The following is a 26,684-nucleotide window of genomic DNA, read 5'->3' on the forward strand; positions in this document are numbered from 1 at the left end:
CTGATTGAGACTACAACCGGCCCCATCCGCGACGTCGCACGGCGCGGGGGCCGTCGGTACAGTGAAGCGTGGTCCACATCGTCCAGCTCGCGCCCTTCATCGGGCCGGGAGCGGGCGTTCCGGGGGTCGCTCACAATCTCGACCGCCAGTTCCGGACGCTCGGCCATCAGGTCGAGAGCTTCACGTTCGCCACCGCCCGCCGCGGCAGACCGGATCCGTTCCGCGCCCGGGGGCGCTGGAGCGCTCGGGCGCTGCAGTCGTGGCGCACGCTCTGGTTCAGCACGGTCGGCACCCGCAGGGCGCGGGCGTTCCTCGCCGCGCGCCCCGACGCCGTCTCGCTCTGCCACAGCAAGGTGGTCGCGGGCGACGTCTACGTCAACCACGGCATCCTGCTCGCCGCCATGCACGCCCACGGATCGGGGATCGGCGGCTTCGTGCGCGACCCCACCCACCTGTTCAGCTTCGTCCGCGACCGCGCGCGGCTGCGCTCGGACACCCATCGCGTGGTCGTGTGCCTGACCGAGGACGAGGTCTCGACCCTCACCCGCACGTTCGGGCGGGTGCGCCCCCGCACCGTCGTGATCCCCAACGGCGTGGATCTGGAGCGGTTCCGTCCGCCGACCCCGCAGGAGCGCCGGGCCGCCCGCGAGCGGCTCCGGCTGGACGCCGAGCACCGTGTGGCGCTGTTCGTCGGGCACGAGTTCGAGCGCAAGGGCCTCCGGCTGGCGATGGAGGCGCTCGTGCACGCCACGACCGTGCTGCTGCTCGTCGTCGGCGGCACCCGCTCGATGGTCGCGCGGGCCCAGCGCGAGGCGGACGAGCTGGGGGTGGCCGACCGCGTTCTGCTGCTCGGCCAGCAGTCCAACCTCGCGCCGTACCTCGCCGCCGCGGATCTGTTCGTGCTCCCCAGCTCGTACGAGTCGAGCGGCCTGGTGTTCCTCGAGGCGCTCGCCAGCGGCCTGCCGGTCGTCGCGACACGCGTGGGGATCGCGCCCGAAGTCGTCGAGGACGGCCGAAACGGCTGGCTCGTCGACCGGGATCCGCTCGAACTCGCGCGGCGGCTGGAGCAGGTGGCCGCCGCCGAGCCGGGGAGCTTCACGGCGGCCGCCCGCCGCAGTGCCGAGCCGTTCGGCTGGCGCGCGATCGCGGAGCGGTACGTCGCACTGCTCGAGGACGTGCGCGCCGAGCGGGATGCAGAGGCGGCGCGATGACCGACCGCCCGCTGCAGATCCTCCACGTGGTGCGCACCCGCAGCTTCGCCGGCGTGGAGCAGTTCGTGCGGCGCCTCGCGATCGCCCAGGCAGGCGCCGGGCATCGCGTCGCGGTGATCGGGGGCGACCCCGCGCAGATGGCCCTCGCGCTGCACGCCGCGGGCGTCGGCTTCACGGCGTCGGGAAGCGGCATCCGCGACATCCTCCTCATCCGCCGCAGCGCGCGGGGCGCCGATGTCGTCGCGACGCACATGACCGCGGCGGATGCCGCCGCCGCGACAGCCCTCCTCGGCCGGGATGCTGCCCTCGTCGCGACCCGCCACTTCACGCGGCGACGCGGCAGTCGCGCCCCCCGGCCGGTGTATCCGGCGATCGAACGCCGCATCGACGCCGAGATCGCGATCAGCGAGGCCGTCGCGCGCTCGATCGGGATCCCGAGCACCGTGGTGCACTCGGGTGTCGCGGATGCCGCGGCGCCGGCTGACGCCACGCGATCCCGCACGGTCCTCATGGCGCAGCGGCTGCAGCCCGAGAAGCGCACGCGGATCGGCCTCGCGGCCTTCGCCGCGTCGGGCCTGGCGGACGACGGGTGGCGCCTGCAGATCGCCGGCGCGGGACCGGAGCTGGCGCTGCTCGAGGAGGATGCGGCGTCGCTCGGCGTGGACGGTGCGGTCGACCTCCTGGGATTCCGGGACGACGTCGCACAGCTCTATCGGCGGGCCGGGCTGTTCCTGGCCCCCTGTCCGGTCGAAGGCCTCGGGCTGTCGCTGCTGGAGGCGATGGCGACGGGGCTTCCCGCGGTGGCCGCGGACGCGGGCGGGCATTCCGAGATCCTCGCAGGTCTCGATCCGCGCGCGCTGTTCCCGCCGGACGACATCGCCGCCGCGGCGCGGTCGCTGCGTGACCTCGCCGACGACGAGGCCGCGCGGGCGGCCCTGGGTGCCGCCGGACGCGAGCGGCAGCGCGCCGAGTTCTCGATCGCCGCGCAGCTCGCCGGCACGGATGCCGTGTACCGTCGCGCGATCGCCGCGCGGCGGGGCGGCGACGCGGAGCGGCGGCAGCGCCGATGACCGACCTCGTGGTGGTGTCGCTGGAAGCATGGGACGAGGTGTGGCGCCGCAACCAGCACCTGGTCTCGCGCCTGCTCGACGGTGACCCCGCACTGCGCGTGCTGTTCGTCGAGCCGCCCGCGGATCCCCTCCACGACCTCGCGTCGCGGCGCCGGCCCTCGCGCCCGTTCGGCCCCCGCGCGGCCGGCTACGACGGGCGTCTGCTGCGCGTGCGACCTCTGAAGGCGCTGCCGCGACGACTGGACCGGCGCGCCGATCAGCGCCTCGCGCGCACCGTGCACCGGGCCGCCGGAAAGGCGGGGATGCGGCGCCCGCTGCTGTGGCTCAACGATCCGCGCGCCGCCGACCTCGCCCGGGCGACCGGCTGGCCGACGCTCTACGACCTGACCGACGACTGGCTGGCCGCCGAGCGGCCGGGGGCGGAGCTGGACCGCATCCGCCGCGGCGAGGAGTGGCTGCTGCGCAACGCCGCCGCGGTCGTCGCGTGCTCGGAGGAGCTGGTGCGACGCAAGGCATCGGCACGGGTCGGCATCGACCTCATCCCGAACGCCGTCGACGTGGCCGCGTACCGCGTGCCGCGGCCGCGACCGACCGACCTCCCGGCCGTCGCCGCGGTCTACGTCGGCACGCTCCACCGCGACCGGCTCGACCTCGACGTGTGCGTGGCGACCGCGCGACTCGTCGCCGGCCGCGGCAGCGTCGTGCTGGTCGGCCCCGACGCCCTGGATCCCTCCGACGCCGCACGGCTGCGCGCCGCCGGTGTGCTGCTCCTCGGCCCGCGCCGGCGCGAGGACGTCGTCGCCTATCTGCAGCACGCCGACGTGCTGCTGGTGCCGCACGTCGTCAGCCCGTTCACCGACAGCCTCGACCCCATCAAGCTGTACGAGTACGCGGCGGCCGGCCGCCCGGTCGTCGCCACGCCGGTGGCCGGGTTCCGGGATGTCTCGGATTCGCGGGTGCGGCTGGCGGAGGCATCCGCGTTCCCCGCCGCGGTCGCGTCGCTGATGCCCGCGGTGAGCCGCTTCCCCGACGGGGCAGAGGGGGATGCCCCGGATTGGGACGACCGCGCTGCCGCCATGCGCTCCGTGATCGACCGGATGCCGCCGCGCTGACGCCCGGTCGGCTGCGACGCCGTCACATCCGATCGAGCACGGTCTCCAGCTGCCGCCACGACCACGACCAGTCGCGCTCCTCGGCGCGCGCGCGAGCCGCCTCGGCCAACGCCGCCCGCCGCGCGCCGTCGCCGATCAGCCCGCGCAGGGCGACGGCGAGCGCCCCCGGGTCGTCGGGCGGGACGAGGATCCCGGCATCCCCCATCGCCTCGGGAATCCCGCCGATGCGGCTGGCGATGACCGGCAGCCCGGTCGCGAGCGCCTCACCGACCGTGAGCGGCGACGGGTCGGGCCAGCGGGACGGGACCACGAAGACGTCCGCAGTGCGCAGCAGGGCGGGAAGCTCCGCGCGGGGCACGAAGGTCTGGAAGCGCACCGCGGCGGCGGACGCCTCGGCGAGCCGGCGGAGCTCCCGCTCGTGGTCGCTGAGCGGGGCATCCGCCGCGAACCCCGGTCGTCCGACGATCACCACCTCGAGGCCCGCGGCGTCCAGCCGCTGCACCGCCTGCAGGAGGACGTCGGCGCCCTTGTCGGGGATCACGCGGCCCATGAACATGACGCGGACAGCCCCCTCGTGCCGGACTCCGTCGGGCTGGAACTGCGCGGTGTCGACGCCGTTGCCGATGACGTGGACGAGCCCGTGCAGCGCGCGAGGCAGACGCTCGCGGGTACGGTCGGCGAGCGACTCGCTCACGCACACGATCGCCGCGGCGGAGCCCAGCATCCGCCCCGCCTCACGGCGCGAGTACGTGCGCAGCAGGTCGTTGTGCGCGTAGAGCACCACCCGGTGCGGCGTGTCGCGCAGCAGCCGCACGAGGATGGGGGCGTTGTGCGCGAGGACGACCGACGCCGGCTGCACCCCCACGGCGTCGGCGATCGGTCGGTAGTACGCGGCGACAGCGGTGCGCGGCATCCCGAGGCGTCCGCGCAGCGCATCCGCGTACCGCGCGCGGCGGTCGGGGGCGCGCGCGCCGGTGTACTCGATCACATCCGCGCTGTCGTAGCGCGGATGCCACGTCGAGCGGTCCACGACGACCCGGTGTCGCGGCGCGCCGGCCTGCAGCGCCGCGCCGGCCAGCCCGTGCACCACCGTCGGGATGGCCGACCCGGTCAGCGGCGAGAAGTGGTCGCCGGGGGTGATGGCGTGGATCAGGCTGCGTTCCACTGCAATCCTCCGGGCCGGTCGAAGAGCGACCACTCGAGCGTAGCGGGGCCGTTCCCGGCAGCCCGCCTGATGCGACCGTGCGGGGCTGTCGTGCGGAAACGGCTGAGGCGCCGGGAACGAGTCCCGGCGCCTCAGGCGCTGTCGTGACTGAGCCTTACGCGGGCTCGTAGAACGGCGGCGTGCAGGTCGGCGCGCCGGTCGGGAACGGGATCCGCGACGAGCACGGCGGGAACGCGTCGATGTGCACGGGGCCGGCGACGACCGGAGTGTGGTCGTTGTCGGTGAGCGTGCAGGTGCCGCCCGTCGTGTCGACGGAGTGTCCCCACGTGACCGTCAGGGTGACGTCTTCCTCGGTGTTCGCGCTGTTGTTCGAGTTCGCGTACACGAAGATCGTCACCGTGGCGCCACCCGCGATCGGCGAGCAGTACGCCGGCGAGATGCAGCGGACGTCGAAATCGAGGTCGCCCACGGTCGTGATCTCGACATCGGTGATGTAGATGATCTGATCGTCGGTGTTGGTGATCTGGATCGGGAAGGCGTACGCCTTGTCGGTGTCTAGTCCGGGACAGTTGGCGTAGACGCCGGCACAGCCCTGGTTGCTGGCACCGGGCAGCTTGCACGCCTGTCCGATCACGACGTCGGGCGGCGAGCCCGAGATCGCGAAGGCCGGAGCCGGTGCGGCGATGGCGATGGCGGGAACCGCCCACGCCATGGCCTTGGTCACGGTCCGGCGGCTGACGCCGGACTTCTGCGGTTCGAGTTCGTCCATGTTCCCCAGTCCCTCCCAGAGCTGGTGCCGCCGGATTCCGACGTCGATATTCCCCTATTTATGGCGAGGCCCTGGGCCCCCCCAGCACCAGGCTTATCCCTTCCGGCGACGGACAGACCCCATCTCCTCGCGGAAGGCGATGGGGGGATCGTATCGCATCATCCCGTTCCGCGCACACCCCATACCAGGTCATGACGCGAATTGCGCCTGCCCCACGCCGTCGCGACCCGAGCCTGCGCCCGGTGCGCCCGGATAGGATGCGGAAGGCCTGCGATCCGAGCGCGCAGGCGGAAGGTCGTCATGACAGCCCCCGAGCCTCCCACCCGGCTGCTGCCGCAGCTGCGCTCGCTGCTGGAGCTCGCCGACGCGCGCCCGGCCGGCTGGGCGGCATCCACCGTCGGCGCATCCCTCGTCCTCGCGGTCCTCGACAGCCTCGGGATCGCGGCGATGATCCCGCTCACCCAGCTCATCGCCGGAGCCGACACCGACACCGGCGCACTGGGCTGGATCTCGGGAGTGACGGGCATGTCGACGCCGCAGGAGCTCATCCCTCTCGTCGCCGGCGCCGTCGCCGTCCTCTTCATCGGCAAGAGCGTCGCGGCGCTCCTGTTCCGCTGGTGGCTGCTCGGGCGCACGACGCGCGTCTCCGCGACGCTCTCGCGCGGGATGTTCCGGCGGTACGTGCTCGCCCCGTACGCCGACCACCGCACGCGGCGCCTCAGTGAGGTGTACCGCAACATCTCCACCAGCACGGCACAGGCCACGGGCGTGCTGCTGGCCACCATCAGCATGTGCACGGATCTGATGATGCTCATCGCCATCACCGCCGTGCTGGCGTGGACCGCGCCGGTCGTGACGATCGTGACCGTCGTGATCTTCGGGGGGTTCGTCGTCGGGCTGCAGCGGATCTTCCGCAAGCGCCAATCGCAGCTCGGCGAAGTCACCAGCGAGGCGGCCCTCGAGGCGTGGCAGTACCTGATGCCGGGACTCGACGGGTTCCGCGAGGCGCGGCTCACGTCGAGCTCGGAGAGGTTCGTGGACGGCTTCTACCAGGCGCGCCTGCGAGGCGCGAACGCCAGTCGCACGATGGGCATCCTCGGCGAAGCGCCCCGCTACGTGCTCGAGATCGGCTTCGTGGTGATGATCGGCGGCGTCTCCCTCGTGCTCTTCGCCACAGGAGAGCCGGGCGATGCCCTGACCGTTCTCGGCGTCTTCGCGGCCGCGGCGGTCCGTGCCCTGCCCACCCTGAACCGCGTCAGCTCCAACATGGCGACGATCCGCACGGGCCACGTGGGACTCGAGATCGTCCTGAACTCCACGGCCGAGCTCGACCAGCGCGGCGCCCACGTCGAGACGCCGATCGACGACACTCCCTACCGGGGCGACATCGAGCTGCGGAACCTCTCCTTCCGTTACGCGGATTCCGCCACCGACGTGCTCACCGACCTGTCGCTGACGATCCGCGAGAACGCGACGACCGCCTTCGTCGGCTCCAGCGGCGCCGGCAAGAGCACGCTGCTGGACCTCGTGCTCGCCCTGCAGGATCCGACGTCGGGCACCATCGAGTGCGGCGGGCGCTCGATCTTCGCCGACCGCGCCGCGTGGTACGCCGGTCTCGGCGTCGTGCCGCAGGACGTCTTCCTGGTCAACGACACGATGCGGTCGAACATCGCGTTCGGCGTCCCGGCCGATCGCATCGACGACGAGCGCATCGCCGAGGTCATCCGGATGGCGCAGCTCGGCGAGCTCATCGACGCCCTGCCCGACGGCCTCGACACGGTCGTGGGCGAGCGGGGCGTGCGGCTGTCGGGCGGCCAGCGCCAGCGCCTCGGACTCGCGCGCGCGCTCTACCGTCGCCCGCGGGTGCTGGTGCTCGACGAGGCGACCTCGGCGCTCGACAACGCCACCGAGTACGAGATCGCCGAGACCCTCCGAGGCCTTCAGGGCAGCATGACGATCCTCATCGTCGCGCACCGGCTCTCCACTGTCCGGGGCGCCGACACGCTCGTCTTCCTCAAGGACGGCCACATCGAAGCCACCGGCACCTTCACCGAGGTGCGAGACGCCAGCACCGAGTTCGCCCGACTGGTGGCGCTCGGCGAGCTGAACTGACGCCTACGGGTCGAGGCGCGCGAACGCCGGCAGCGAGGCGACCCGGTACCGCTCGAACGGCTTGCGCGCGAACGGCGCGGCCGCCGCGGTGAGGAACGGATGCCGCATCCGCCGCCGCCAGCGACCCAGCTCGCCGTCCCAGTCGCGGTCCCGCGCATGACCGGAGACGGTGCGCTTCTCTGCCATCTGGGCCTCGGTGCGCACCCAGCTCAAATGCAGGATCGACTGATCGCGGCGGATCACCCGGTGGACGGGCGTCGTCGCCGGGCGCGCGGGATCGGTGTTCCACGGCGCCACGTCGACGCGGTACACCGGCACCCCCGCCGCCTGGCGGGCATGGCTCAGCGTGGTTCCGGCCCGCACCGCGACGGGGCCGGGGTAGCTCGACTGCGTGGACCAGAATCGACCGCACGTCTCCAGGAAGCGCCCCGACCGGGCGCGGGCGTAGAGCACGCGCGCGGGATACTCCACGGCCGACGCGGCGCGCTCGTCGGCCGTCTCGATCGCGGCGAGGAACGCGCCGGGGTCAGCGACGACCTCGTCGGTGTCGAGCTGCAGCACCCAGTCGGCCCCCTCGGACGCGGCATCCAGCGCATCCTGCCGCTGCGCGGTCTCGGCCCACATCGCCATGAGCTCGGGGTTGCTGAAGCGGCCGGGGCGCAGGACGACCTTGCCGTCCGGGTCGGCGGCGGCGATGCGCGACAGCGACTCGGCGGTGGAGAGCGGATGCCCCGACCACGACAGGCCGTCCGCGTCGTACGAGACGACGATCCGGTCGACGAGCCCGTAGAACGAGCCGATGCTCTCGCCGATCCACGCGGGATCGCCGGCGAGCACGTACGCGTGGATCTTCACGATGCCCGCGTCTGGGCGCGCACGGCACCCACGCTCGCCACGAGGCCGGCGACGGTGCCGCCGACCCCGATCGCGGCGCGGCGGCATCCTCCCGCGACGCCCTTGAGCTTCGCGCGCCAACTCGGCCGCTTCAGCGCGGTCACGGCGCCGCGCAGGTCGCGACCCGCGGCGCGGAGCGCGGTGCCGAGGTAGCGGCGGAAGACGGGGGCGCGGTAGCCGAGCGTCGTGGCCAGCAGCACCACGTGGTTGCGGGCGCCGTAGTACCGGTAGCGGGAGTCGAAGCGCACGCCCTTGGCGTACTGCCCGGCGACGTGCCGCACGACCGCCCGAGGTGCGAACACAACGCGCCACCCGGCGCGCCCCAGCCGCAGCGGCATGTCGGCGTCCTCGCGCAGGCAGGTGCCGGGATAGAAGTCGTGCACACCGCCGACCTTGCGTGCGGCATCCAGCCGGTAGGACATGTTCGCGCCCAGCATGTGATCCGTCTCGACGACCCGGCCGGGATCCGCGGCGAAGTAGCCCGTCAGCCGGCCGTCGGGCAGCAGGAGTCCGATCTGGCCGATGCCCTCCTCGGCCTCGTCGGGCTGCCCGTTCAGGGCACGCCCGCCCACCGCTGCGACCGTCGGGTCGTCGTAGGGGCGCAGGAGCTCCTCGAGCCACTCCGGGAAGGCGTACGCGTCATCGTCGATGAAGGCCACGACGTCGGCATCCACGCCGTCGATGCCGATCGCGCGCGACGTCGCGAGCGTGCCGGCGCCGTGGTCGTTGCGGCGGTACTCGACGCCCTCGAAGTCGGCGACCACTGCCCGCGTGAGCTCGTCGGGCGAGGCGTCCACGACGATCGTCCGCGCGGGCTTCACGGTCTGAGCGGCCAGATGCTCCAGGCACGTGCGCACGTGGTCGGGTCGCCGGTAGGTGGCGACGACGACCACCGCTCGCAGGTCTGTCATTCGGCGATCTTCCCAACGCGGTCCGAGGCGACCTGATCGCCGCCGAGCACCCATTCAACTAGATTCGTGGGCGGATGCGCACCGTCCGCGTCCCCCGATCCTCCGGAGGCACCGCATCGCATCGCATCGACGCCTGAGCATCGCCACCATCGCGACCGACGCGCCGATGGGCGCGCAGGTGTACCAGGAGCAGGTGGCCGGGCGCGCCCAGGCCGCGTTGGATGCCACCGCGGACGTGCCCTGGGCCGTCCGGCGCGTCATCGTGCGATCCCTGCGGTCACCGCTCGCGGGGACGCGCCGGCTCCCGCTCGCCCGGGTGACCCGCGCCGACCCCCGCGTGCGCCGCGCGATCGGCCGCGTGCTCTTCGGCGCGGGCGACGTCACCCACCGGATGAACCTCGAGCTCCCGCCTGCGCCGGGTGCCGACGTCGTCACGCTGCACGACGTGGTGGCCTGGCGGTTCCCCGACGAGTCCGCCCCGGTGCCGGCCGCTCCCGAGGAGCTTCGACGGGCGGCCGCGGTCATCTGCGTCTCGGCGTTCACGGCGCAGGAGGCGCGCGACCTGCTCGGCCTGTCGGACGTCCACGTCATCCCGAACGGGGTCGACGAGCGCTTCTTCGACGCCGTGCCGTTGTCGGCGGGCGAGCTGACCGGGCTGGGACTGCCGGAACGGTTCGTGCTCCACGCCGGGGGCGCCGCGCAGCGCAAGAACCTCGACGCCCTCGCGGCCGCGTGGCCTGCCGTGCGGCGGGAGCGGCCGGGACTGAGCCTGGTCCTCAGCGGGCCGCCGCACCCGCGGCGCAGCGCCCTGTTCGCGGGACTCGAGGGTACGGTCCTGGCGGGGCGCCTGGCCGACGCTGTCATGCCCCGCGTGCTGGCGAGCGCGCAGGCCGTCGTCGTCCCGTCCACGTACGAGGGGTTCGGGCTTCCCGCCCTCGAGGCGATGGCCGCCCGCGTTCCGGTGGTGGCCGCGGCGACCAGCTCGCTTCCCGAGGTCGTCGGCGAGGGCGGTCTGCTGGTGGCGCCGGAGGGGCCGGCCATCGCCGACGGGCTCCTCGCAGTGACCTCGGGCGACGCCGACGTCGAGCGCATGGTCGAGGTCGCACGCGCCCGGGCCGCCGACTTCACGTGGGAGCGCTGCGTCGCCGCCCATGCCCGGGTGTGGGCCCGCGTGGGCTGAGGCATCCGATGCTCGCATTCATCACCTCGCTGCGGCACCCCCGCAACAGCACCGATTACGCCCGCGTGGAGGCGCTCCTCGCCGAGACGCTCGCATCGGTGTCGCGCCAGACCGCCCCGTACAGCGTCTGGGTGGTCGGCAACCGGCGACCGACGCGGCTGGCACCGGACGTGCACTGGGTGCAGGTCGACTTCGAGGCCCCCAGCACCCTCGGCGGGCCGCGCACCGGAGTCGCGGCGGTGCTGCGCGACAAGGGCTCCAAGCTCGCCGCCGGACTGCTCGCCGCCCGCGGAAGCTCGCCCGATCACGTGATGTTCCTCGATGCGGACGACCTCGTCTCGCGACGCCTCGCCCAGCTCTCGGCGGAGCAGCCGGATGCCCCCGGGTGGCGGATCGAGCACGGGTACCGCTGGGCCGGCGACCGCGGGGCCCTCCGCCGTCAGCCCGACTTCCACCGCCACTGCGGCAGCGGCTGCGTGGTCCGCACCGATCTGTACGATCTGCCGCGCGACCTGGACGCGGGGGCATCGCAGGCGGAGCTCGAGGACCGGCTGGGCGACCGTCTCGAGCGGTGGTTCGGATCGCACCTGCATGTCGCCGACGACCTCGCCGCGGCGGGCCACCCGCTCGCGCCGGTTCCGTTCGCTGGCGCGCTGTACCGGGTCGGCACGGGCGAGAACCACTCCGGCGTCTCGCTCGGCGGGCTCGGCCGCCCCGTCTCGAAGCGACTCGCGGCGGAGTTCGGCATCGCGGCGACCCCGCTCCGCCCCGGTCCGGTCGCTCGTGCGGTGCTGCCCAGCCGGCGCGCCGTCGTGGAGCGTCTCCCCTGGCGACGCTGAGCGGCGTCAGCCGGAGAGCAGCGCACCCAGCGGGAAGCGGCGCAGCCCCGGCACCTCGTCGTCCAGCCGCCCGATCGCGCGCACCAGGCCGTCAGCGAGGTGCGTCACCGTCTCGGCATCGGCCGACCATGCGGCTCCGGCGAGCTCGGCGGGTGCCATGGCGTCGTCCCAGGCGACCTGCCGCGTGCGGCCGGGCGTCACCACCGACTCGTAGTCGCGGAACTTGAAGTCTCCGCCGCCGAGGGGCGGGTCGAGGGTCGTCCACACCGCGGGGATGCCGAAGGCGTCCGCGGTCACCAGGCCGTGCAGCGACGTCGTGACGACGACCCGGCACGCCGCGATCTCCCGCACCGTGCGGCGGGCGCTCTGGTGCACGTTCACGACGCGCGAGCCGGGGGTCGCGGCCGCCACGGCGGCGAACCCCGCGTGGGAGCGATGATGGCCGTGCGGCACGAAGCCCACGTCCCATCGGGGCGCCGGTCGCCGTGTGCGGCGCGACACCAGCAGCCCGGGGTCGCCGAAAGCGGTCTCGCCGGTGGCGCCGATCAGGTCGCGGGTGAGCGCGCCGCGCACCGCCAGCACGCGCGCGTGCGGCAGCGCATGCGGCGCGTCGCTCATCAGCCCGCTCCCCCACACGACGCCGTCGAACTCGGGCGGGAGGAACTCCAGGACGCTTCCGACGCCGGCGAGACGCGCGTGCTGCGGCATCCGATGCACGGGCACCACGCCGTAGGCGGGAAGGAGCCACGGCGTGAGGTCGTCGCCGAAGTTCGGGTGGCCGTCCCACCAGTACGCCGGCACGACGCGGCCGTGCCGCCACACCTCCGGGACGAGGGCCGCCTGCGCCAGCCGCCGCGCCGCGCGCAGGCGCCGCGGCCAAGGATCGTGATAGCTCACCGCTGGGCTCCCGTCTTCGCGTCGACGATCTCGTCGAACAGCGCGGCGTAGGCGCGAGCCACCGCCGGCCACGCGAACTCGCCCACGCGCGCGTGGCCCGCCGCCGCCAGACGCGTCCGCAGCGCCTCGTCGGCGACCACGCGCCGCAGCGCGCCGGCAAGCTCGGCCCGGTCCAGCGGATCGACCAGCAGCGCATCCCGCTCGTCGTGGACGAACTCGACGGCGCCGCCGCGACTCGTCATCACCAGCGCGGTGCCGGCACGCCAGGCCTCCAGCGCCACGATTCCGAACGACTCGGCGCGGCTCGGCACCACGACCGCCAGCGCGCCGGCCATGCTCTGCGCCACCGCCGCGGGGTCGAGCGCTCCGAGCAGCGTCACCCGGTCGGCGACCCCGCGCGCCGCCGCAAGAGCGACGAGGTCACCGCGCTCCGGCCCGTCGCCGCCGATGATCAGCTGGACGGCGGGGTCCAGACCGGCATCGGCGAAGGCCTCGATGAGCAGGTCGAAGCCCTTCATCCGGCCCAGGCGTCCGACCCCGAGCAGGTACGCACCGCTGAGCGGCTGCCGTCCCGACGCGGGCGGGAGCGGGTCGACGCCGTTGCGCACGATCCGGCCGTCCAGCCGGCCCAGTCCGTAGTGGCGCCGGAGATCGTCGAGCACGTAGTCCGACGGCGCCGTGACCGACGCCGCCTCCCCGATCGCCCGGCGCAGTCCGTCGCGCAGCTGGCGGGAACGCTGGAACGCCCCGCGATCGTCGGCGAGCGTCTCGCCGTGCGAGGTCACCACCAGCGGGGTCCCCGTCCTGCGGGCCAGCCGGGCACCGTACAGCCCGTTCGGCCCGAAGCACTGGATGTTCAGGAGGTCGGGGCGGAAGGCCCGGTGCGCCCCGGCCCACGCCCGGCGCGCGGCTCCGCCCTCGCGGGCGAAGCGCGCCATGGCGGCGACGGAGCGCGCGGGCAGCGGCGTCGGCAGGTGGCGGATGCGGATGCCGTCCCGGTCGACCACGCCCAGAGCCTCACCGCGATCCACGGTCCAGACCTCCGCCGTCCACCCGCTGTCGCGCAGCGCCCGCGCCACGCGATCGACGTGCGTCTCGACACCCCCGACGTACGGCGCGAACGACGACGAGATCAGCGCGACTCGGCGGGCGGCTCGCGGCATCGAGCCGGTCAGCTCCGCCCCGCGCGACGGCGCGGCTCGCCCTGCGGGGTCCCGTCGATCCCGGCGATGAACGACTCGAAGTCCTGGTTCGCCGTGTCGGCGGAGGCCGGGGAGGAGGCATCCCCCTCACCCGCGGACGCCGCCGGTGCGGCGGACTTGGCGGCTGCCGACCGCTTCTTGGACGCCGGGCGCGCCGGACCGGCCTCGGCGGCCGGCGTCTCGGCGGCGGGCGCAGCCGTCGCAGCGGGCTCGGCCGATGTGGCATCCGTCCCGCCCCGCGAGCGGGTGCCGTCGTAGCCCTTGCGGTAGTCGTAGTACGGCGACGCGTCGGCGCCCTTGAGCGGCGCGCGGTTGAGCACGATGCCCAGCAGTCGACCGGACGCCTTGGCGAGGGCGTCCTCGGCCCTGGTGACGAGGTCGTACGTCGTCTTCCCGAGCCCGACGACGAGGATCGCGCCGTCGGCCTGATGAGCCAGCACCGCGCTGTCGGTGACGGGGAGCAGCGGCGGGGCGTCGACGATGACCATGGCGTGCTGGGCGAGGTCGTTCAGGACCGTGCGCATCTTCGCCGAGCCGAGCACCTCGCTGGGGTTCGGCGGAACGCTGCCCGCGGTGAGCACGACGAGGTTCTCGGAGACCGGCGTGCGGTGCATCACGTCGATGAGGTCCGCGCGGCCGGCGAGCACGTCGGTGAGCCCGGCGCCGTCGGGCAGCCCGAAGGTCTTCGCCACGGTCGAGCGCCGCAGGTCGCCGTCGACGAGCACGACGGGCCGCCCGCTCTCGGCGAGCGCCACCGCGATGTTCGCCGCGACCATCGACTTGCCATCGCCCGGCAGCGGGCTGGTCACGACGATCGTGCGGGGCGGATCGTCGACGTCCATGAACTGCAGGTTGGTCCGCAGCGACCGGAACGCCTCCGACACCGCGAACTGGGTGCCCTTCGCGTTCGGCTCGGCGCGCGCGACGATGCGCGACTCACGGGTGAGGCCGTCGGCGATCGGGATCGTGCCGACCACCGGCGCGCCCACGCGCGCCTCGATGTCGTCGTTGATGCGGATCCTGCGGTCCGACACGGTACGCACGAGCGCGAACGCCACGCCGAACCCGAAGCCGAGCACGCCGCCCACGACCAGCGCGGTGTTCACGTCGGGGAAGATCGGGCTCGTCGGCTTGCCGGCTGCTTCGTAGGCGACCACCGTCACGGCGGAGGAGCCGTCCGACCCGTCGCCGAGCACGTCGTCGGCGACGACGGCGAGGGAGCCGATCCACGCGGACGCCAGCTCGCTGGCCTCGTCGGGGGTGGCGGCCTGCGCGTTCACCTTGAGGATCGAGGTGCTGGTCGGGTTGGTCACCGTGATCCGGTTGATCACCGCGGCCGGAGTGGTGCTCAGTCCCAGCTCGTCGATCGCACCCTGGGCCACGCGCTCGGATTGCGCGAGGTCCAGGAACGTCGGCACCTTGGCGCGCGCCGCGGAGTCCTCCGCGACGGAGATGGTCGTGGTCGATCCGCCCTCGATGGCCACGGTCGTCTTCAGCAGGCCGCTCGCCGACCCCTCGTAGACGGGAGTCTGGATGAGCGTCCAGGCGTACCCCGTGCCGAGACCGATCAGGGTGATGAGCACGATCGCGAGCCAATGGCGCCGCAATCCGCGCATGTAGTCACGCAGTTCCATCGGCGCCTTCCCCCCACGTCTTCCCGGTCCGAGCGGGCACCGCCTGCCGGCCGCTCGGACGGATGCTCCATGCTAAGTCATCCGCCCGTCTGGCGTCCGACCCTTCTGAGGCGAGCAGCGCCTGCGCCCCGAGACAGATCCCGGCGACCACGAAGGGCACCGACACCTGAGCCGCCACCCAGAAGAGGTCGAACTGCGCCTGCACGATACGACTGAGCACCGCGGCGACCGCGAGCGTGCCGAAGACGGGATCCACCCGCCAGAGCACGACGATGAACCCCGCCCACATCACCAGGAACGCCAGGAGCCCGACCACGCCCGCGGAGGCGACCACCTCCAGCTCGGCCTGCGGCGGCTGGAAGAGCGCCCACTCATGGACGTACCAGTAGCGAAGGCCGTGTCCGAAGATCGGCGAGTGCTTCCACAGCGCGTAGACCTGCTGCATCCACTCGATCCGCACGTAGAACGAGTTGAACCGGTTCCCCGTCTCGATCTGGTCGATGACCATCGAGACCACGAACCACACGGCCGGCAGCACGAGCAGCAGGATCAGCCGCGAGCGCCGCGAGGCGCCACGCCGCAGCGTCACGACGAGGACGGCGACGACCAGCCCGATGATCGCCTGCCGGGACTGGGTGAGCACGACCGCGGTCGTGAGCGTCCAGAACGCCAGCCGCGCCGCGCCGTCGGACCAGCCCGCCCAGCGCGGGTTCACCAGCGCCACCACCGCGCCGATCGCCAGGAGGTCACCCGCGGCGTTCTTGTGCATCGGCAGCGGCCACTTGGGCGCGATTCCCACGAACTGTCCCTGCGCGAATGTGAGGACGGCCGTGACGAGCACGCCGACGGCCACCACGAGCATCGCGCCGATCAGCAGCCCGAAGGCGGCGCGTGCGAGCCCGGCTCTGCCCAGCGCCCATCCCACGAGCAGTGCGCCCGAGATGAGCAGCCACGCGTGGAACCACTCCACCGTGTTCTGCGGGAACGGGTTGACGATCACCGTCAGCAGCGTCGCGAACTGGTAGACGAGGTTCAGCGCGAGGAGCTGCTTCATGGGCCGGCTCAGCGGATAGGTCCCGAACAGCACCGCCGAGCCGAACGCCGCTGCCAGCGCCACGTCGGACACCGTCAGATCGGTCCCGCCGAGTCCGACGCGCTGCACGACGATGAGGCCCGGCGTGGCCAGCAGCGCGATCGCGAGCGGGAGCCGGGGCATGAGCGAGACGCCGATCACCAGGAGACCGATGATCACGGCCGAGATCACGCCGTCGCGCAGGCCTCGATCGAGCACCAGGTAGCTGCTGAGCGCCGCTCCGAAGGCGAGCAGGACGAACCGCCACGCCGCCGGCCACCAGCGGCCGAGCATGTCGCGGATTCGTTGCGTGCGCTCCGAAACCTGGACCACGGTCCTCCCGATCGTCGATTCAGTATCGCACTCGATCAGGGGACCAGCTGGGCGGGTTCAGCGGATGCCGCGACCGCCACCCATCCGGCGACGACGAGCAGCAGCATCCCGAGCATCACGCCGATGGCGATGCCGCCGCGGCGGGAGGGGATCGCCTGCGTGGCGCACCCGAACGCCAGGGCCACCAGCGGCAGCACGCCGTACCCCGTGCGGAAGGCGACGTGCCAGCCGAACGTCACCTGCACGAGCCAGGCCGCGACCGAGACCGCCCCGACTACGACCAAGAGCAGCACGGCACCGGGAGCGCAGTCGCGCCGCGCGCGCACGGCGAGCAAGACGCCGCCGGCTGCGATTGCCAGTCCGAGCACGACCACGACGGCGTCGATCCACCAGGGCGCCGAGATCGAGTTGCGCAGGTACTCCGTCGGGAGGAAGAGGTAGGTCAGCGCCGACCGCGCCAGGTGCAGCGGGCCGAGGGCACCCTGTCCGAACTCGTACCCGGCCTGCTCGACGCCGGCCTGGCCGGTCAGATCGCCGTAGAGCAGGAGGTTTCGCACGATCCACCAGCCGCACGCGGCGAGCACGACCGCGCCCGCGGTGAGCGCCATGACGATCCGGCGCCGCACCAGCAGCAGGACGAGCACGATCGCGACCAGCGGCGCGATGCTCAGCTTCGTGAGGATCGCCGCCGAGCCGAGGGCGCCCAGCAGCAGTCCCCACGCCCATGGACGGGGAGCGGGGTGCGACGGATCGACGAAGGGCAGCGCCGCCCACAGCAGCACGAACGCCCACACCAGGGTCCACGTGTCGTTCTGCACCGAACCCGCAATGACGGCGAACATCGGATTCAGCGCGATGAAGGCGGTGCCGGTCAGTATCACCATGGGACGGCCCGGGATGCTGCGCGCCAGGATCCCCGCCGTCAGCAGGGTCAGCGCGACGGCACCCGCGACCCCGAGCAGCCGGACCGCGAGGAATGCGGCATCCGCATCGCCGACCACGCGCACGAGGACCGCGGCGAGCGCGTAGTAGAGCGGCGTCTGCTGGCCCTGGTACGACACCCCGGGGTCTCCGAGCACCGGAGGTCCGAGGTGCTCGGCGTAGAAGAGGACGTTCGACCAGTGCGCCGGCTCGTCGTAGGGCAGCCCCGCCGGCACCACGAGGGCCGCCGTCATCGCGAGGAGGCCGGCCACGACCGCGAGGACGCCGATCGCGATCGCGGTGGCGCGCGCGGGCATCATGCCTCCCCGTCCTCGACCAGCAGCCGCTGCTGCAGCAGCGCGTCGACGAACGCCGACACCTCGGCCTCGACCGTCGCGGGGTCTCCGACGACCTCTTCCGCCAGCGCCGCCACCAGGCCGGAGCGCGGCACGGCGAGGGCATGCGTCCAGATCAGCGCGGCCGTGCCCTCGAGTACCCGGATCGGGCCGTCCGGCAGCTGCGCGATGAACAGCTTGCCTTCGTACGCGGTGGCCGCCACGCGAGGGCCGACGCGCATCACGGCCGGACCCGCCGTCGCACGCCTGCCACGAGCTCGCGCACCGCGCGCACGGGGCGCATCGCCGTCGCGCGCAGCACCTCGGCACGCGTGGGGCTGCGTCCGAGCTGATGCGTGAGTCGCTCGACGTTGGCCAGCGGTGCGCGCACCACGATGCCGAGCGCCTCCGGCAGCGTGCGGGCCGCCCGCACGCGCGCCCACCATTCCCCCGTGCGCGTGCTGCCCTGGGTGATGCCCTTCCACAGGCGGTAGTCGCGCTCGCCGCGATACCGCTCGAGATCGCCGGTCGCCGCGGCGAAGGCCACGCGCGCGTCGAGTCGCTCCACCAGCGCCGACACCTCCGAGCGATCCAGCCCCGGCCGGTCGACCCAGGTGGCGATCGCCCGGGCCGCCCTGCGGGAGCGCACGTCGTTGAGCACCAGGAGCACCGCCTGACCGGTCAGGGAGGGGACGGCGCCGTCGGTCCCCGCGAAATCGCGCGTGCCGTGGTCGCGCCAGAGCTCGTCGAACGCCGCCTCGGGGTCGAGCCGGATGCCGGGGAACATGCGATGAAGGTCCAGGTACCCCCAGTCGGGATGGCGATAGGTCTGCGCGTGGCCGAACGGGGACCCGTAGCGGAACGAGCTGTACACCACCCAGCCGTGCCGCACGAGCTCGTCGTGCAACCGGGGCACGTGGGTGGGTCGCGCCATGACGTCGATGTCGGTCCCCGGCGCCTCTCGCACCCGCAGCGACGTGTCGACGGCGTTCCCCTTGATGTGGAGCAGGTCCGCCCCGGCATCCGATGCGATCACCTGCACGGCCGCGCGTCCGAGCAGCAGCCGCACCGCGAGCGGCACCGAAATCTCGGCCGCCTCGGACTGCTTCACCGTCACACTCTATCCAGCGCCTCGCGCGCCGCCGGAGGGCGATCCGGCGGCGGGATCCTCACGCCCGTCGAAGCCCTCGAGCGCCGTCCATGCCGGGTCGAGCTGGTATGCGTCCCACCCGTCGTCCATCCGCGCGTGGAACCTCGGCATGACCACGTGCGCATCATCGTGGATCGCGTCGGTGACGTAGCCGCCCCAGTACGAGAACGTCGAGTTGGTCCCGATCAGCGTGGGGGCCGAGGCGATCGCCAGGAAGTTCCCGACCGGGTCGCGCTCGGCGTACGAGACCTCCTGCGCCGCGGCGCACAGCATCCCACCCAGATGGTCCCGGCACCACTGCGGATCGTCCGAGACCACGAGGATGGCGGAAGCCGGCCCGATCTCGGCGAGCGCCTCGCGGACGAAGCCCTCGATGTCCATGCCGTACATCGCCCGGAAGCCGTCGTAGGCGTAGTAGTCGCCCCGCCGGACGTTGACGGCGACGGGCGCCGGGGGTGTCGTCGGGATGCCGGGGGCCAGCACCTCGCGGACGAACCGCTGCAGCGCCTCGCGCGTGAAGTCGGTGCCGAAGCGCTGAAGCGCGGCGCCGCCCTTCCATTCGCGTCGATCGTGGAAGCGGAGATCCTGCGTGCGGATCGTGAGTGCGGACAGCGCGGGGAACCGCTCCAGCCAGGGAGTCATGCCCGGAACCTCGAGCACGAGCGTCGGGCGGCCTTCGGCGGTGCGCTGATGGGCGGCGAGCCAGAGGTACAGCCAGTTGCCGAAGCGCATGCCGCCCGGGGTGGCGATCACGGTGCGGTCGCCCCGGCGGAACCGGTCCACGACGTCCGCCGTCGTCCGCCGCGCACGCCAGCGGACATGGGCGATGGCCCTCCGCAGCGGCCGGGACGCCCGCCACACCGACTGCTTGACTGCACCCATCCGGTTCGTCCTCCCGTCTACACTATGCAGGACTCGCCGCGGGAGTCGCGCGAGGCGGGAGCAACCGGGGAGGACGCGTGGACTCGCGGTCGGTCAGCGTCATCATCCCGACGAACCGCGACGGCCGGTACCTGCGCGAGACGGTGGCCTCCGTGCGCGCGCAGACCGCGCCGGTGGGTGAGATCGTGCTCGTCGACGACGGCGCTCCTGCTCCGGGCCTGGCCGCCATCGCGGCGGAACTGGGCGTGACGTACGTGCGACAGGATGCCTCGGGCCTTTCCGTCGCCCGCAACACCGGCGTCGCGGCCGCGCACGGCGACTGGATCGCGTTCCTCGACGACGACGACGTGTGGCATCCCGAGCGCATCCGGAGCCAGCTCGATGCGCTCGCCGCGGCTCCGGAGGCCATCGCCGCATACACCGGCGGGTGGTACATGGACGCCGAAGGGCGGCCGTTCGGCGCGGGGTGGCCCGCGCCCGCGGCATCCGCTCGTGACATGCTCTCGGGCGCGGTGACCTTCCCCCGCATCACGACCCTGCTGATCAGCCGCAGCGCGTACACGGGCGTCGGCGGATGCCGCTCCGAGATGGAGCCCGCCGAAGACAACGAGCTCATCCTGCGGCTGCTGCAGCGCGGGGAGTTCGCCGCCGTCGACCGGCAGCTCGTCGGCTACCGCCGGCACAGCGCCAACGTCACCAACCGCGGGCTGCCGGGGAGGAAGGCCGCCGTGCGCGGCCTGCGCGGGCAGCTTCGCGCCGCGCGGCGCGGTGACCGCGAGCTGGCGACCCTGCTCAGGCAGAATCTCCGGCGCTATCGGCGTCATGCCGCGGCGGAGAACCTCGGCGAGCTCGCCGCGGCCGCGCGGGCAGGACGCGGGCGCTATGTCGCCGCGCTGTCCTGGTGGGCGGTCGGGAGCGCGCCGCTCGAGTCGGCCGAGGCGGTCGTGCTCCGGGTGCGCGGCCGCAAGGCGTCCGCGTGAGCGGCCGTCAGGTCCAGGAAGATCTCCAGCGGGATTCGCTGAGCGCACTCGGCGGCCTGCTCGAAGCGGGGCGTCCCGTGGCGCTGGTCGACTTCCCGCTGCACGACAACGCCGGCGACTCACTCATCTACCTGGGTGAGCGCGCCTACCTGCGACGGCTCGGCCTGCCGTTGCGCTACCAGACGACGGCCGGGAGATACCGGCCGGCCGATCTCTCGGCGCTGCACCCCGACGGGCCGATCCTCCTCCACGGCGGCGGGAACTTCGGCGACCGGTGGGCGCTGTTCCAGCACTTCCGCGAGCGGGTGATCGCCGACTTCCCCGGCCGTCGCATCGTCCAGCTTCCGCAGAGCATCGAGATGACCCCCGGCACCGCGGAGCGCGTGCGCGCCGCCTACCTCGCACATCCTGACCTCACGGTGCTCCTGCGGGACACGCGCAGCATGAGACGCGCCGCGGAGCTGCTCCCCGGTGTGAACGCGGTGTACTGCCCCGACCTCGCGTTCGGATACGAGCCGAGCAGGGCGCAGCGCCCGCGCGTCGACGTCCTGGAGCTGCGCCGCCGCGACGGCGAATCGACGGGTGAGACGCTCGTCGACTCCGTCGGGTCGTGGTCGCGGCGCACCGTCGACTGGAACTACTCGCCGCTCGAGAGGGCGACGTGGAGCCTCGCCAAGGCACCCGGGTCGGTGGCCAAACGCGTTCCCGCGACGATGCCCCGGTTCTACCGCGCGCTGGTCGACCCCGGGTACGCGCTGGCCGCCCGAACGCTTGTGCGCGCCGCCGAGCGCACCCTGCTGCAGGGCCGGGTGGTCGTCACCGACCGGCTTCACGCGGCCGTGCTCGCCACCATCCTCGGAAGACCGGTCGTGGCCAGAGACAATGCCAACGGCAAGCTGGCGGCCGCCTTCGGCGACTACCTGGCTCGGTTCCCGACGGTCCGGTTCGCCCGCAGCGCCGCCGACGCCGCCGCCGCCGTGGACGAACTGCTGCGCCGCGCCGGCTGATCCGCCGGATGCCGGCTACGTCGGGAGACGCCGCATCGTGCGCTCGAGCAGTGTCCGCTGCCACGCGGACAGGCCCGCCGATCGGGCCGTGAGGCGTTCGCGGAGCTCGCGGCCCGCGGCCTCGCTCTCGGGCGAGTCCGCGCCGAGGGCCGGAAGCCAGGTCGTGTCGAGATCGAGCGTCGTCCGCACGAACTCGCGGTAGGACTGCGCGAGTCTCGCATCGGCACTGACCTGTCGCGTGTACTCGCCCGACACCGACACCTGACCGGCGTGGCGCCGGTAGGCGAGGGCGGGCAGGGCCATCCGCCGCATCGGCACGCCGGCGGTCGCCGCGCGCAGCCAGAGGTCGTAGTCCTCGGCGAGGACGTCGCGGTAGCCGCCGGCCCGCTCGACCGCTCGCCGCGTGGCGAGCATCGTCGGATGCATCACCACGCACATGACGGCCAGGTGCAGGGGGAGCGCCGCGGTGGCGATCCCGACGGGCGCCGACGGCGACACCCGCAGCGGCGACGTGCGGAACCGCACGACGGACGAGAACAGGATGCCGCTGCGCCCTTCTCGGAGCGCCGCCGACTGCACGGCGAACCGCCACGGCAGGCAGATGTCATCGGCATCCATGCGTGCCACGAGTCGGCTGTCGGTGCGATCGGTCAGCTCGCGCAGCGCCGCGCCGACCCCGAGCGGGCGATCGCTGCGGATCAGCCGGACGCGCCGGTCCCGGATCCGCTCGATCACGCTCACCGTCGCGTCGGTGGACGCGTCGTCCCAGATCACGAGCTCCGCGTCGCGCGGCAGGGCCCGCAGGGTCGAGGCCACCGCATGGCTCACCGTGGCCTGGCCGTTGCGTACCGGCATGAGTACCGACAGTTCAGGCACTCGGCGGCCGATCTCCCCCGGCGGGACGCGGAGCATCGCCCGCGTCGCCGTCTGCAGCGATGTCGGTCGCAGAGGCTTCCGCCGCGCCGGGCGCCTCGACCACCGGGGCCGGGACGGGTGCCCGACTGGAGGGCACCCGCTTCGCCCACGTGATGCACGGCCGCTCCACGGTGACGAAGAGCAGCAGGCCGACCCCGAGCACCGCGGCGAAGCCGACGGTCCACAGCAGGATGAGCAGCAGCACGCCTTCGGGCACGCGGAGGAACTTCTGCAGGAACTCCGAGGCGTACCAGAGGGTCGGCTGGTGGATGAGGAAGAGGCTGTACGACCGGTAGCCGAGCCAGGACACCGGCCGCCATGCGAACGCCACCCCGAACGGGCGCACTGTGAGCACGAGGACGATGAGTCCGCCGAACAGCACCGACAGCCCGAAGTCGCGGATGGGCAGCACCGTCCCGCGGAAGAAGGGCTCGGTGGCGACGAAGTAGGCCGCGACCATGACGGCGAGCACCGCGACGGCGTGCGGCGGTCGCACGCGGCCGGCGACGCGGAAGCCCACCACCGCGGCGAGCATGCCGAAGGCGAACTCGGTCAGCCGGCCGAGGCCCGAGGCGGCCCAGAGGAACACGACGGAGAATCCGGCGTCCCCCAGGAAGAGGTCGACGCCGATGCGGAAGAGCACCGATACGACGATGGCGCCCACGATCGCGCGCAGCCCCCACCGGGCGGCGGCGAGCATCACCAGCGGGAAGAGCAGGTACAGCTGCATCTCGAGGGCCATCGTCCACAGGCTGCCGTTGATCGTCGACCAGTACTGAGGGAAGAACATGTGCGTGAAGGTGACGTGGCTCAGCACGTCGCCGATGCTCGGCCACGGCTGCCACGAGGCCTCGCGACCGAGCGCCTTCATCATCACGACCAGCGCCTGCGGCAGCAGGATCGCGTACGCGAGAGCGGCGTAGTAGGGCAGCACGATCCGGCGCAGGCGCCGATTCAGGTACGGCCGCGTCCGGAATCGCCCGAGGCGCGACGGATCACGGGCGAACGGCAGGAACAGCACGAAGCCCGTCAGGACCACGAAGAAGTCCGGACGGATGTTCTGGGCCACCACGGTGGAGATCACCGGGATGTCCGGCGCCCCCGCGAACTGCCACGAGTGGAACGCGAACACCAGCAGGAACGCCAACGCGCGCAGGCCGTCGATGGCCGCGATGCGCTCCGTTCGCTCCCCAGCAGGTGCGGATGTCACCGCACCAGCGTAGAGCACCGGTTTTTCGCGCCTGTTTCCGTCCGGGAAGGGCGGGATCGGCACGGGTCCGCCCTCGCCTACACTGCGAGGATGACCGCGATGCTTCACGTCAGCGCCATCGGCACGACGGTCGCTATCGACCTGTCGAGGCTCGACGCCGGCGACGCCGACGCGGTGCGGGCGGCGTGGGCGGATGCCGCCACCGACCCCGCCGACGAGCCCGCGGCGATCGTGGTCCCCCGCGCGGGGATCCGCACCCGCATGCTGCAGGCGCTGTCGCAGCAGGTCACGCGCGCCGCGATCGACGCCCGGCGGAGGGATCTGTGGATGCTGCACGCGGCGGGGATCGCGTCACCCGAGGGAGACGTCGTCGCCTTGGTCGGGCCGTCCGGGCGCGGGAAGACGACCGCATCGCGTCGGCTGGGGCAGCACTACGGCTACGTCTCCGATGAGACGATCGGCATCGCACGCGACGGCGGGGTGGTCGCCTACCGCAAGCCGCTGTCGATCATCGAGGAGCCGTTCGCCCCCAAGGTGGAGCGCTCCGCGTCGTCGGTCGGACTCGGTCCGATCCCCGGCGAGCTGCGCGTGCGCGCCATCGTCCTGCTCCACCGGGACGCCGCACACGACGGCGCCCCCGCTGTCCGCCGGGTCGAGCTGGCGGATGCGCTCGACGACCTCGTGACCCAGTCCAGCCACCTCGCCGAGCGCCCCGACTCGCTGCGGTTCATCGCCGCGGTCGCGGAGGCGACCGGCGGCATCCGCGCCGTGCGCTACCGCGAGGCCGGCGACCTGTCCGAGATCGTGCCCGGTCTCTTCGCCGGCGCAGCGGCCGCACCGGTGGTCGCCCCGGCCATAGTGCGGGAGCCGGCGGGTCCCCCGTCCATCCCGGGCGGCTCCCCCGGCGAGGTCCTCTTCTCGCGTGCGGCGTGCGTCGACGAGCTCGAGCTCGCGGGCGCCGACCGCATCGCCGTGCTGACGAGTGACGCGGTCGGCCGCGGCACCGTGCGCGTCCTGGACGGGATCGCGCCGACACTGTGGGCCGCGGCATCCGGCGTCCCCCTCGATGCGCTCGTCGCGGCCGCCACCGCGGCGCACGGCGCCCCCGACGGCGCCGATGCCAGCGCACTCGTGCGGGCGGCGGTGGACCGGCTCGTGGTCGAGGGGCTGCTGAAGGTCTCTACTGCAGCGCGGACGTGAGCCGCGCCAGGTTGTCGAGGATGGTGGAGCGCAGCGGCTGCTTCTCCCACTCCTCCAGCGTGAGCTCACGCGACTGCGACCGGTACATGTCCTCGACGCCGCGCATCTGACGCACGAACTCCTCGCCGCGCACCAGCATCGAGATCTCCATGTTGAGACCGAACGAGCGCATGTCCATGTTGCTCGAGCCGATGATGGCGACCTCGTCGTCGATGGTGAGGCTCTTGGTGTGCAGGATGTACGGCCTCTTGTACATCCAGATCTTCACGCCGGCACGCAGCAGCGCCTCGTAGTAGCTGCGCTGCGCGTGGTACACGATCGCCTGGTCGCCCTCCTCCGACACGAACAGCTCGACGTGGATGCCGCGCTGGCACGCCGTCGTGATCGCCAGCAGCAGCGCCTCGTCGGGCACGAAGTACGGGCTGACCACGATGATCTTGCGCTGCGCCGCGTAGAGCAGACCCGCGAACAGCTTGAGGTTGTTCTGGAACTCGAACCCGGGGCCCGACGGCACGATCTGGCAGTCGAGGTCCCCCGGACCGCTCCTGACGTCGAAGAGGTCGACGTCGTCGGTGAGCACCTCGTCGGTCTCGCTGTACCAGTCGCTCAGGAAGACGGCGTTGACGGATGCCACGACCGGGCCCTCGATGCGCGCCATCAGGTCGACCCAGTGAAGGCCGCGCCGGATGTTCTTGCGCAGGTTGTAGGTCGAGTCGGTCACGTTCTGCGAGCCGGTGAACGCGACCCGTCCGTCGACGACGACGAGCTTGCGGTGGTTGCGCAGGTCGGGTCGCTGATACTTGCCCTTCAGCGGCTGGACCGGGAGCATGAGGCGCCAGTGCGCCCCCATCGCGTCCAGGCGCTTGATCGTCTGCCGGTACTTCGGCTTGCCGCGGTTGGCCCAGTGGTCCAGCAGCACCCGCACCGGCACGCCGCGCGCCGCGACCTCCTCGAGCGCGCGGAAGAAGTTGTCAGTCGACTCGTCCGCCTGGAGGATGTAGAACTCGACGTGCACGTACCTCTCGGCCGCGCGGATCGCGTCGGCCATGGCATCCAGGCTCTCCTGGTAGTCGGAGATGATCTGCGCGGAGTTGTCGCCCGCGAGCGGCATCGCGCCGAGGTTGCGGTTGAGCGTGACCAGCGACGTGAACCACGACGGGGCGTGCGGGCGCAGCGTGCCGAAGTCCAGCGAGGCGCTGGTGTCGTGGATGTACTCGTTGATGCGCTCCTGCTTGCGCCGGCGTTTGCGCGGTAGCCGGGGGTTGCCGATCAGCAGGAACAGGAACACACCGATGATCGGAATGAAGTAGATCGCGAGGAGCCATGCCATCGCCGCGGTCGGACGCCGGTTGCGCGGCACGATGATGATCGCCGCGATGCGGATCGTCAGATCGAGCAGGAGGACGAGCACCGCCCACCACGTCGCATCGAACGTGATGGTGATCATCGGCGGAGGCCTCTCGCATCGCGGTCGGGACGGGTGAGGCCAGCGTATCGGGGGCCGGACGACAAGCCGTGCATCGGCAGTGGCGGCGGACGGGCCGGCCGCGACGGGTGCGGTCGCCGCATGTGCGAGGATCGCACCGTGACCGGAAGCGTACGCGCCCATCGCGCCGGAGAGCCCAGCCGGTGAGGGCGCCGTCCTACACGTCTCCGCTGCGCCGCCGAGTGCGAGCGGCCGGC

At 72.8% G+C, this 26,684-nt stretch carries 24 protein-coding genes; 9 read left to right on the top strand and 15 right to left on the bottom strand.

All coding sequences use genetic code 11. From position 1 onward, the window contains the following. Positions 1-68 precede the first annotated feature (68 nt). From V6R91_RS01195 to V6R91_RS01205, 3 genes are read left to right on the top strand one after another with little or no spacing between them, the layout of a single operon-like run. Positions 69-1,211 (top strand): glycosyltransferase family 4 protein, encoded by a 1,143-nt coding sequence (locus V6R91_RS01195; RefSeq protein ID WP_336393769.1) that lies wholly within the window; start codon positions 69-71, stop codon positions 1,209-1,211. Then, positions 1,208-2,281 carry a glycosyltransferase family 4 protein gene (locus tag V6R91_RS01200; RefSeq protein WP_336393770.1) on the top strand — a complete coding sequence of 358 codons (1,074 nt, stop codon included), beginning with the start codon at positions 1,208-1,210 and terminating at the stop codon, positions 2,279-2,281. Before V6R91_RS01195 ends, V6R91_RS01200 begins: the two co-directional genes overlap by 4 nt. Further along, positions 2,278-3,393, top strand: coding sequence for a glycosyltransferase (locus V6R91_RS01205; protein ID WP_336393771.1), 1,116 nt, complete (start codon positions 2,278-2,280; stop codon positions 3,391-3,393). The genes V6R91_RS01200 and V6R91_RS01205 overlap by 4 nt, the downstream gene beginning before the upstream one ends. A 22-nt stretch (positions 3,394-3,415) precedes the next feature. Here the strand turns inward: V6R91_RS01205 and V6R91_RS01210 are convergent, their stop codons facing one another. Then, positions 3,416-4,558, bottom strand: a complete 1,143-nt coding sequence (locus V6R91_RS01210; protein WP_336393772.1) for a glycosyltransferase family 4 protein — start codon at positions 4,556-4,558, stop codon at positions 3,416-3,418. A 154-nt stretch (positions 4,559-4,712) separates the two neighbouring features. Then, positions 4,713-5,327 (bottom strand): hypothetical protein, encoded by a 615-nt coding sequence (locus V6R91_RS01215; RefSeq protein WP_336393773.1) that lies wholly within the window; start codon positions 5,325-5,327, stop codon positions 4,713-4,715. 300 nt (positions 5,328-5,627) lie between these two features. Between V6R91_RS01215 and V6R91_RS01220 the strand changes: the two genes are divergently transcribed. Further along, on the top strand, positions 5,628-7,439 hold the full coding sequence (locus tag V6R91_RS01220) for an ABC transporter ATP-binding protein (RefSeq protein ID WP_336393774.1): 1,812 nt from the start codon (positions 5,628-5,630) through the stop codon (positions 7,437-7,439). 3 nt (positions 7,440-7,442) lie between these two features. Here V6R91_RS01220 and V6R91_RS01225 read toward each other — a convergent pair whose 3' ends face one another. Further along, positions 7,443-8,294 (bottom strand): hypothetical protein, encoded by an 852-nt coding sequence (locus V6R91_RS01225; protein ID WP_336393775.1) that lies wholly within the window; start codon positions 8,292-8,294, stop codon positions 7,443-7,445. After that, complete coding sequence (locus tag V6R91_RS01230) at positions 8,291-9,244, bottom strand: glycosyltransferase family 2 protein (protein WP_336393776.1); 954 nt, start codon at positions 9,242-9,244, stop codon at positions 8,291-8,293. The genes V6R91_RS01225 and V6R91_RS01230 overlap by 4 nt, the downstream gene beginning before the upstream one ends. A 166-nt stretch (positions 9,245-9,410) precedes the next feature. Here V6R91_RS01230 and V6R91_RS01235 point away from each other — a divergent pair, with 166 nt between their 5' ends. Both V6R91_RS01235 and V6R91_RS01240 read left to right on the top strand, forming a co-directional pair. After that, positions 9,411-10,424, top strand: coding sequence for a glycosyltransferase (locus tag V6R91_RS01235; protein WP_336393777.1), 1,014 nt, complete (start codon positions 9,411-9,413; stop codon positions 10,422-10,424). Between the two features lie 8 nt (positions 10,425-10,432). Then, positions 10,433-11,263, top strand: coding sequence for a hypothetical protein (locus V6R91_RS01240; RefSeq protein ID WP_336393778.1), 831 nt, complete (start codon positions 10,433-10,435; stop codon positions 11,261-11,263). 6 nt (positions 11,264-11,269) lie between these two features. Here the strand turns inward: V6R91_RS01240 and V6R91_RS01245 are convergent, their stop codons facing one another. From V6R91_RS01245 to V6R91_RS01280, 8 genes are all read right to left on the bottom strand, one after another. Continuing rightward, on the bottom strand, positions 11,270-12,160 hold the full coding sequence (locus V6R91_RS01245) for a polysaccharide pyruvyl transferase family protein (RefSeq protein WP_336393779.1): 891 nt from the start codon (positions 12,158-12,160) through the stop codon (positions 11,270-11,272). Beyond that, the gene (locus tag V6R91_RS01250) at positions 12,157-13,323 is read right to left on the bottom strand and encodes a glycosyltransferase family 4 protein (RefSeq protein WP_336393780.1); all 1,167 of its coding nucleotides are present in this window, start codon (positions 13,321-13,323) and stop codon (positions 12,157-12,159) included. Before V6R91_RS01250 ends, V6R91_RS01245 begins: the two co-directional genes overlap by 4 nt. Positions 13,324-13,331: 8 nt before the next feature. Next, positions 13,332-14,996 (bottom strand): polysaccharide biosynthesis tyrosine autokinase, encoded by a 1,665-nt coding sequence (locus V6R91_RS01255; protein ID WP_336393781.1) that lies wholly within the window; start codon positions 14,994-14,996, stop codon positions 13,332-13,334. Then, positions 14,983-16,362 (bottom strand): O-antigen ligase family protein, encoded by a 1,380-nt coding sequence (locus tag V6R91_RS01260; protein WP_336393782.1) that lies wholly within the window; start codon positions 16,360-16,362, stop codon positions 14,983-14,985. Before V6R91_RS01260 ends, V6R91_RS01255 begins: the two co-directional genes overlap by 14 nt. A 74-nt stretch (positions 16,363-16,436) precedes the next feature. Beyond that, positions 16,437-17,642 carry a hypothetical protein gene (locus tag V6R91_RS01265; protein WP_336393783.1) on the bottom strand — a complete coding sequence of 402 codons (1,206 nt, stop codon included), beginning with the start codon at positions 17,640-17,642 and terminating at the stop codon, positions 16,437-16,439. Continuing rightward, positions 17,639-17,899 carry a PqqD family protein gene (locus tag V6R91_RS01270; protein ID WP_336395015.1) on the bottom strand — a complete coding sequence of 87 codons (261 nt, stop codon included), beginning with the start codon at positions 17,897-17,899 and terminating at the stop codon, positions 17,639-17,641. The genes V6R91_RS01265 and V6R91_RS01270 overlap by 4 nt, the downstream gene beginning before the upstream one ends. Beyond that, positions 17,899-18,768 carry a 2-nitropropane dioxygenase gene (locus tag V6R91_RS01275; protein WP_336393784.1) on the bottom strand — a complete coding sequence of 290 codons (870 nt, stop codon included), beginning with the start codon at positions 18,766-18,768 and terminating at the stop codon, positions 17,899-17,901. Before V6R91_RS01275 ends, V6R91_RS01270 begins: the two co-directional genes overlap by 1 nt. A gap of 9 nt (positions 18,769-18,777) precedes the next feature. Next, positions 18,778-19,689, bottom strand: coding sequence for an alpha-1,2-fucosyltransferase (locus V6R91_RS01280; RefSeq protein WP_336393785.1), 912 nt, complete (start codon positions 19,687-19,689; stop codon positions 18,778-18,780). Between the two features lie 77 nt (positions 19,690-19,766). Here V6R91_RS01280 and V6R91_RS01285 point away from each other — a divergent pair, with 77 nt between their 5' ends. Both V6R91_RS01285 and V6R91_RS01290 read left to right on the top strand, forming a co-directional pair. Next, positions 19,767-20,669 carry a glycosyltransferase family 2 protein gene (locus V6R91_RS01285; RefSeq protein ID WP_336393786.1) on the top strand — a complete coding sequence of 301 codons (903 nt, stop codon included), beginning with the start codon at positions 19,767-19,769 and terminating at the stop codon, positions 20,667-20,669. Further along, on the top strand, positions 20,666-21,676 hold the full coding sequence (locus V6R91_RS01290) for a polysaccharide pyruvyl transferase family protein (protein WP_336393787.1): 1,011 nt from the start codon (positions 20,666-20,668) through the stop codon (positions 21,674-21,676). The genes V6R91_RS01285 and V6R91_RS01290 overlap by 4 nt, the downstream gene beginning before the upstream one ends. Positions 21,677-21,691: 15 nt before the next feature. Here V6R91_RS01290 and V6R91_RS01295 read toward each other — a convergent pair whose 3' ends face one another. After that, positions 21,692-22,531, bottom strand: a complete 840-nt coding sequence (locus V6R91_RS01295) for a glycosyltransferase family 2 protein (protein WP_336393788.1) — start codon at positions 22,529-22,531, stop codon at positions 21,692-21,694. Positions 22,532-22,544: 13 nt separating this feature from the next. Further along, positions 22,545-23,801 (bottom strand): acyltransferase family protein, encoded by a 1,257-nt coding sequence (locus V6R91_RS01300; RefSeq protein WP_336393789.1) that lies wholly within the window; start codon positions 23,799-23,801, stop codon positions 22,545-22,547. A gap of 90 nt (positions 23,802-23,891) precedes the next feature. Between V6R91_RS01300 and V6R91_RS01305 the strand changes: the two genes are divergently transcribed. After that, complete coding sequence (locus V6R91_RS01305; RefSeq protein WP_336393790.1) at positions 23,892-25,001, top strand: hypothetical protein; 1,110 nt, start codon at positions 23,892-23,894, stop codon at positions 24,999-25,001. Here the strand turns inward: V6R91_RS01305 and cls are convergent. Next, positions 24,982-26,448 (bottom strand): cardiolipin synthase, encoded by a 1,467-nt coding sequence (gene cls, locus V6R91_RS01310; protein WP_336393791.1) that lies wholly within the window; start codon positions 26,446-26,448, stop codon positions 24,982-24,984. The genes V6R91_RS01305 and cls overlap by 20 nt on opposite strands. Positions 26,449-26,684: the final 236 nt, after the last annotated feature.

It is taken from the genome of Microbacterium sp. CCNWLW41 (genome assembly GCF_037083505.1).

Excerpts from the sequence above, each read along its gene's own strand:
- V6R91_RS01220 (WP_336393774.1), top strand. The coding sequence starts at position 5,628 with ATGACAGCCCCCGAGCCTCCCACCCGGCTGCTGCCGCAGCTGCGCTCG.
- V6R91_RS01305 (WP_336393790.1), top strand. The coding sequence starts at position 23,892 with ATGACCGCGATGCTTCACGTCAGCGCCATCGGCACGACGGTCGCTATC.
- V6R91_RS01215 (WP_336393773.1), bottom strand. The coding sequence starts at position 5,327 with ATGGACGAACTCGAACCGCAGAAGTCCGGCGTCAGCCGCCGGACCGTG.
- V6R91_RS01295 (WP_336393788.1), bottom strand. The coding sequence starts at position 22,531 with ATGCCGGTACGCAACGGCCAGGCCACGGTGAGCCATGCGGTGGCCTCG.
- V6R91_RS01200 (WP_336393770.1), top strand. The coding sequence starts at position 1,208 with ATGACCGACCGCCCGCTGCAGATCCTCCACGTGGTGCGCACCCGCAGC.
- V6R91_RS01270 (WP_336395015.1), bottom strand. The coding sequence starts at position 17,899 with ATGCGCGTCGGCCCTCGCGTGGCGGCCACCGCGTACGAAGGCAAGCTG.
- V6R91_RS01280 (WP_336393785.1), bottom strand. The coding sequence starts at position 19,689 with ATGGGTGCAGTCAAGCAGTCGGTGTGGCGGGCGTCCCGGCCGCTGCGG.
- V6R91_RS01205 (WP_336393771.1), top strand. The coding sequence starts at position 2,278 with ATGACCGACCTCGTGGTGGTGTCGCTGGAAGCATGGGACGAGGTGTGG.
- cls (WP_336393791.1), bottom strand. The coding sequence starts at position 26,448 with ATGATCACCATCACGTTCGATGCGACGTGGTGGGCGGTGCTCGTCCTC.
- V6R91_RS01240 (WP_336393778.1), top strand. The coding sequence starts at position 10,433 with ATGCTCGCATTCATCACCTCGCTGCGGCACCCCCGCAACAGCACCGAT.
- V6R91_RS01235 (WP_336393777.1), top strand. The coding sequence starts at position 9,411 with ATGGGCGCGCAGGTGTACCAGGAGCAGGTGGCCGGGCGCGCCCAGGCC.
- V6R91_RS01230 (WP_336393776.1), bottom strand. The coding sequence starts at position 9,244 with ATGACAGACCTGCGAGCGGTGGTCGTCGTCGCCACCTACCGGCGACCC.
- V6R91_RS01255 (WP_336393781.1), bottom strand. The coding sequence starts at position 14,996 with ATGGAACTGCGTGACTACATGCGCGGATTGCGGCGCCATTGGCTCGCG.
- V6R91_RS01260 (WP_336393782.1), bottom strand. The coding sequence starts at position 16,362 with ATGCTCGGCCGCTGGTGGCCGGCGGCGTGGCGGTTCGTCCTGCTCGCC.
- V6R91_RS01265 (WP_336393783.1), bottom strand. The coding sequence starts at position 17,642 with ATGATGCCCGCGCGCGCCACCGCGATCGCGATCGGCGTCCTCGCGGTC.
- V6R91_RS01250 (WP_336393780.1), bottom strand. The coding sequence starts at position 13,323 with ATGCCGCGAGCCGCCCGCCGAGTCGCGCTGATCTCGTCGTCGTTCGCG.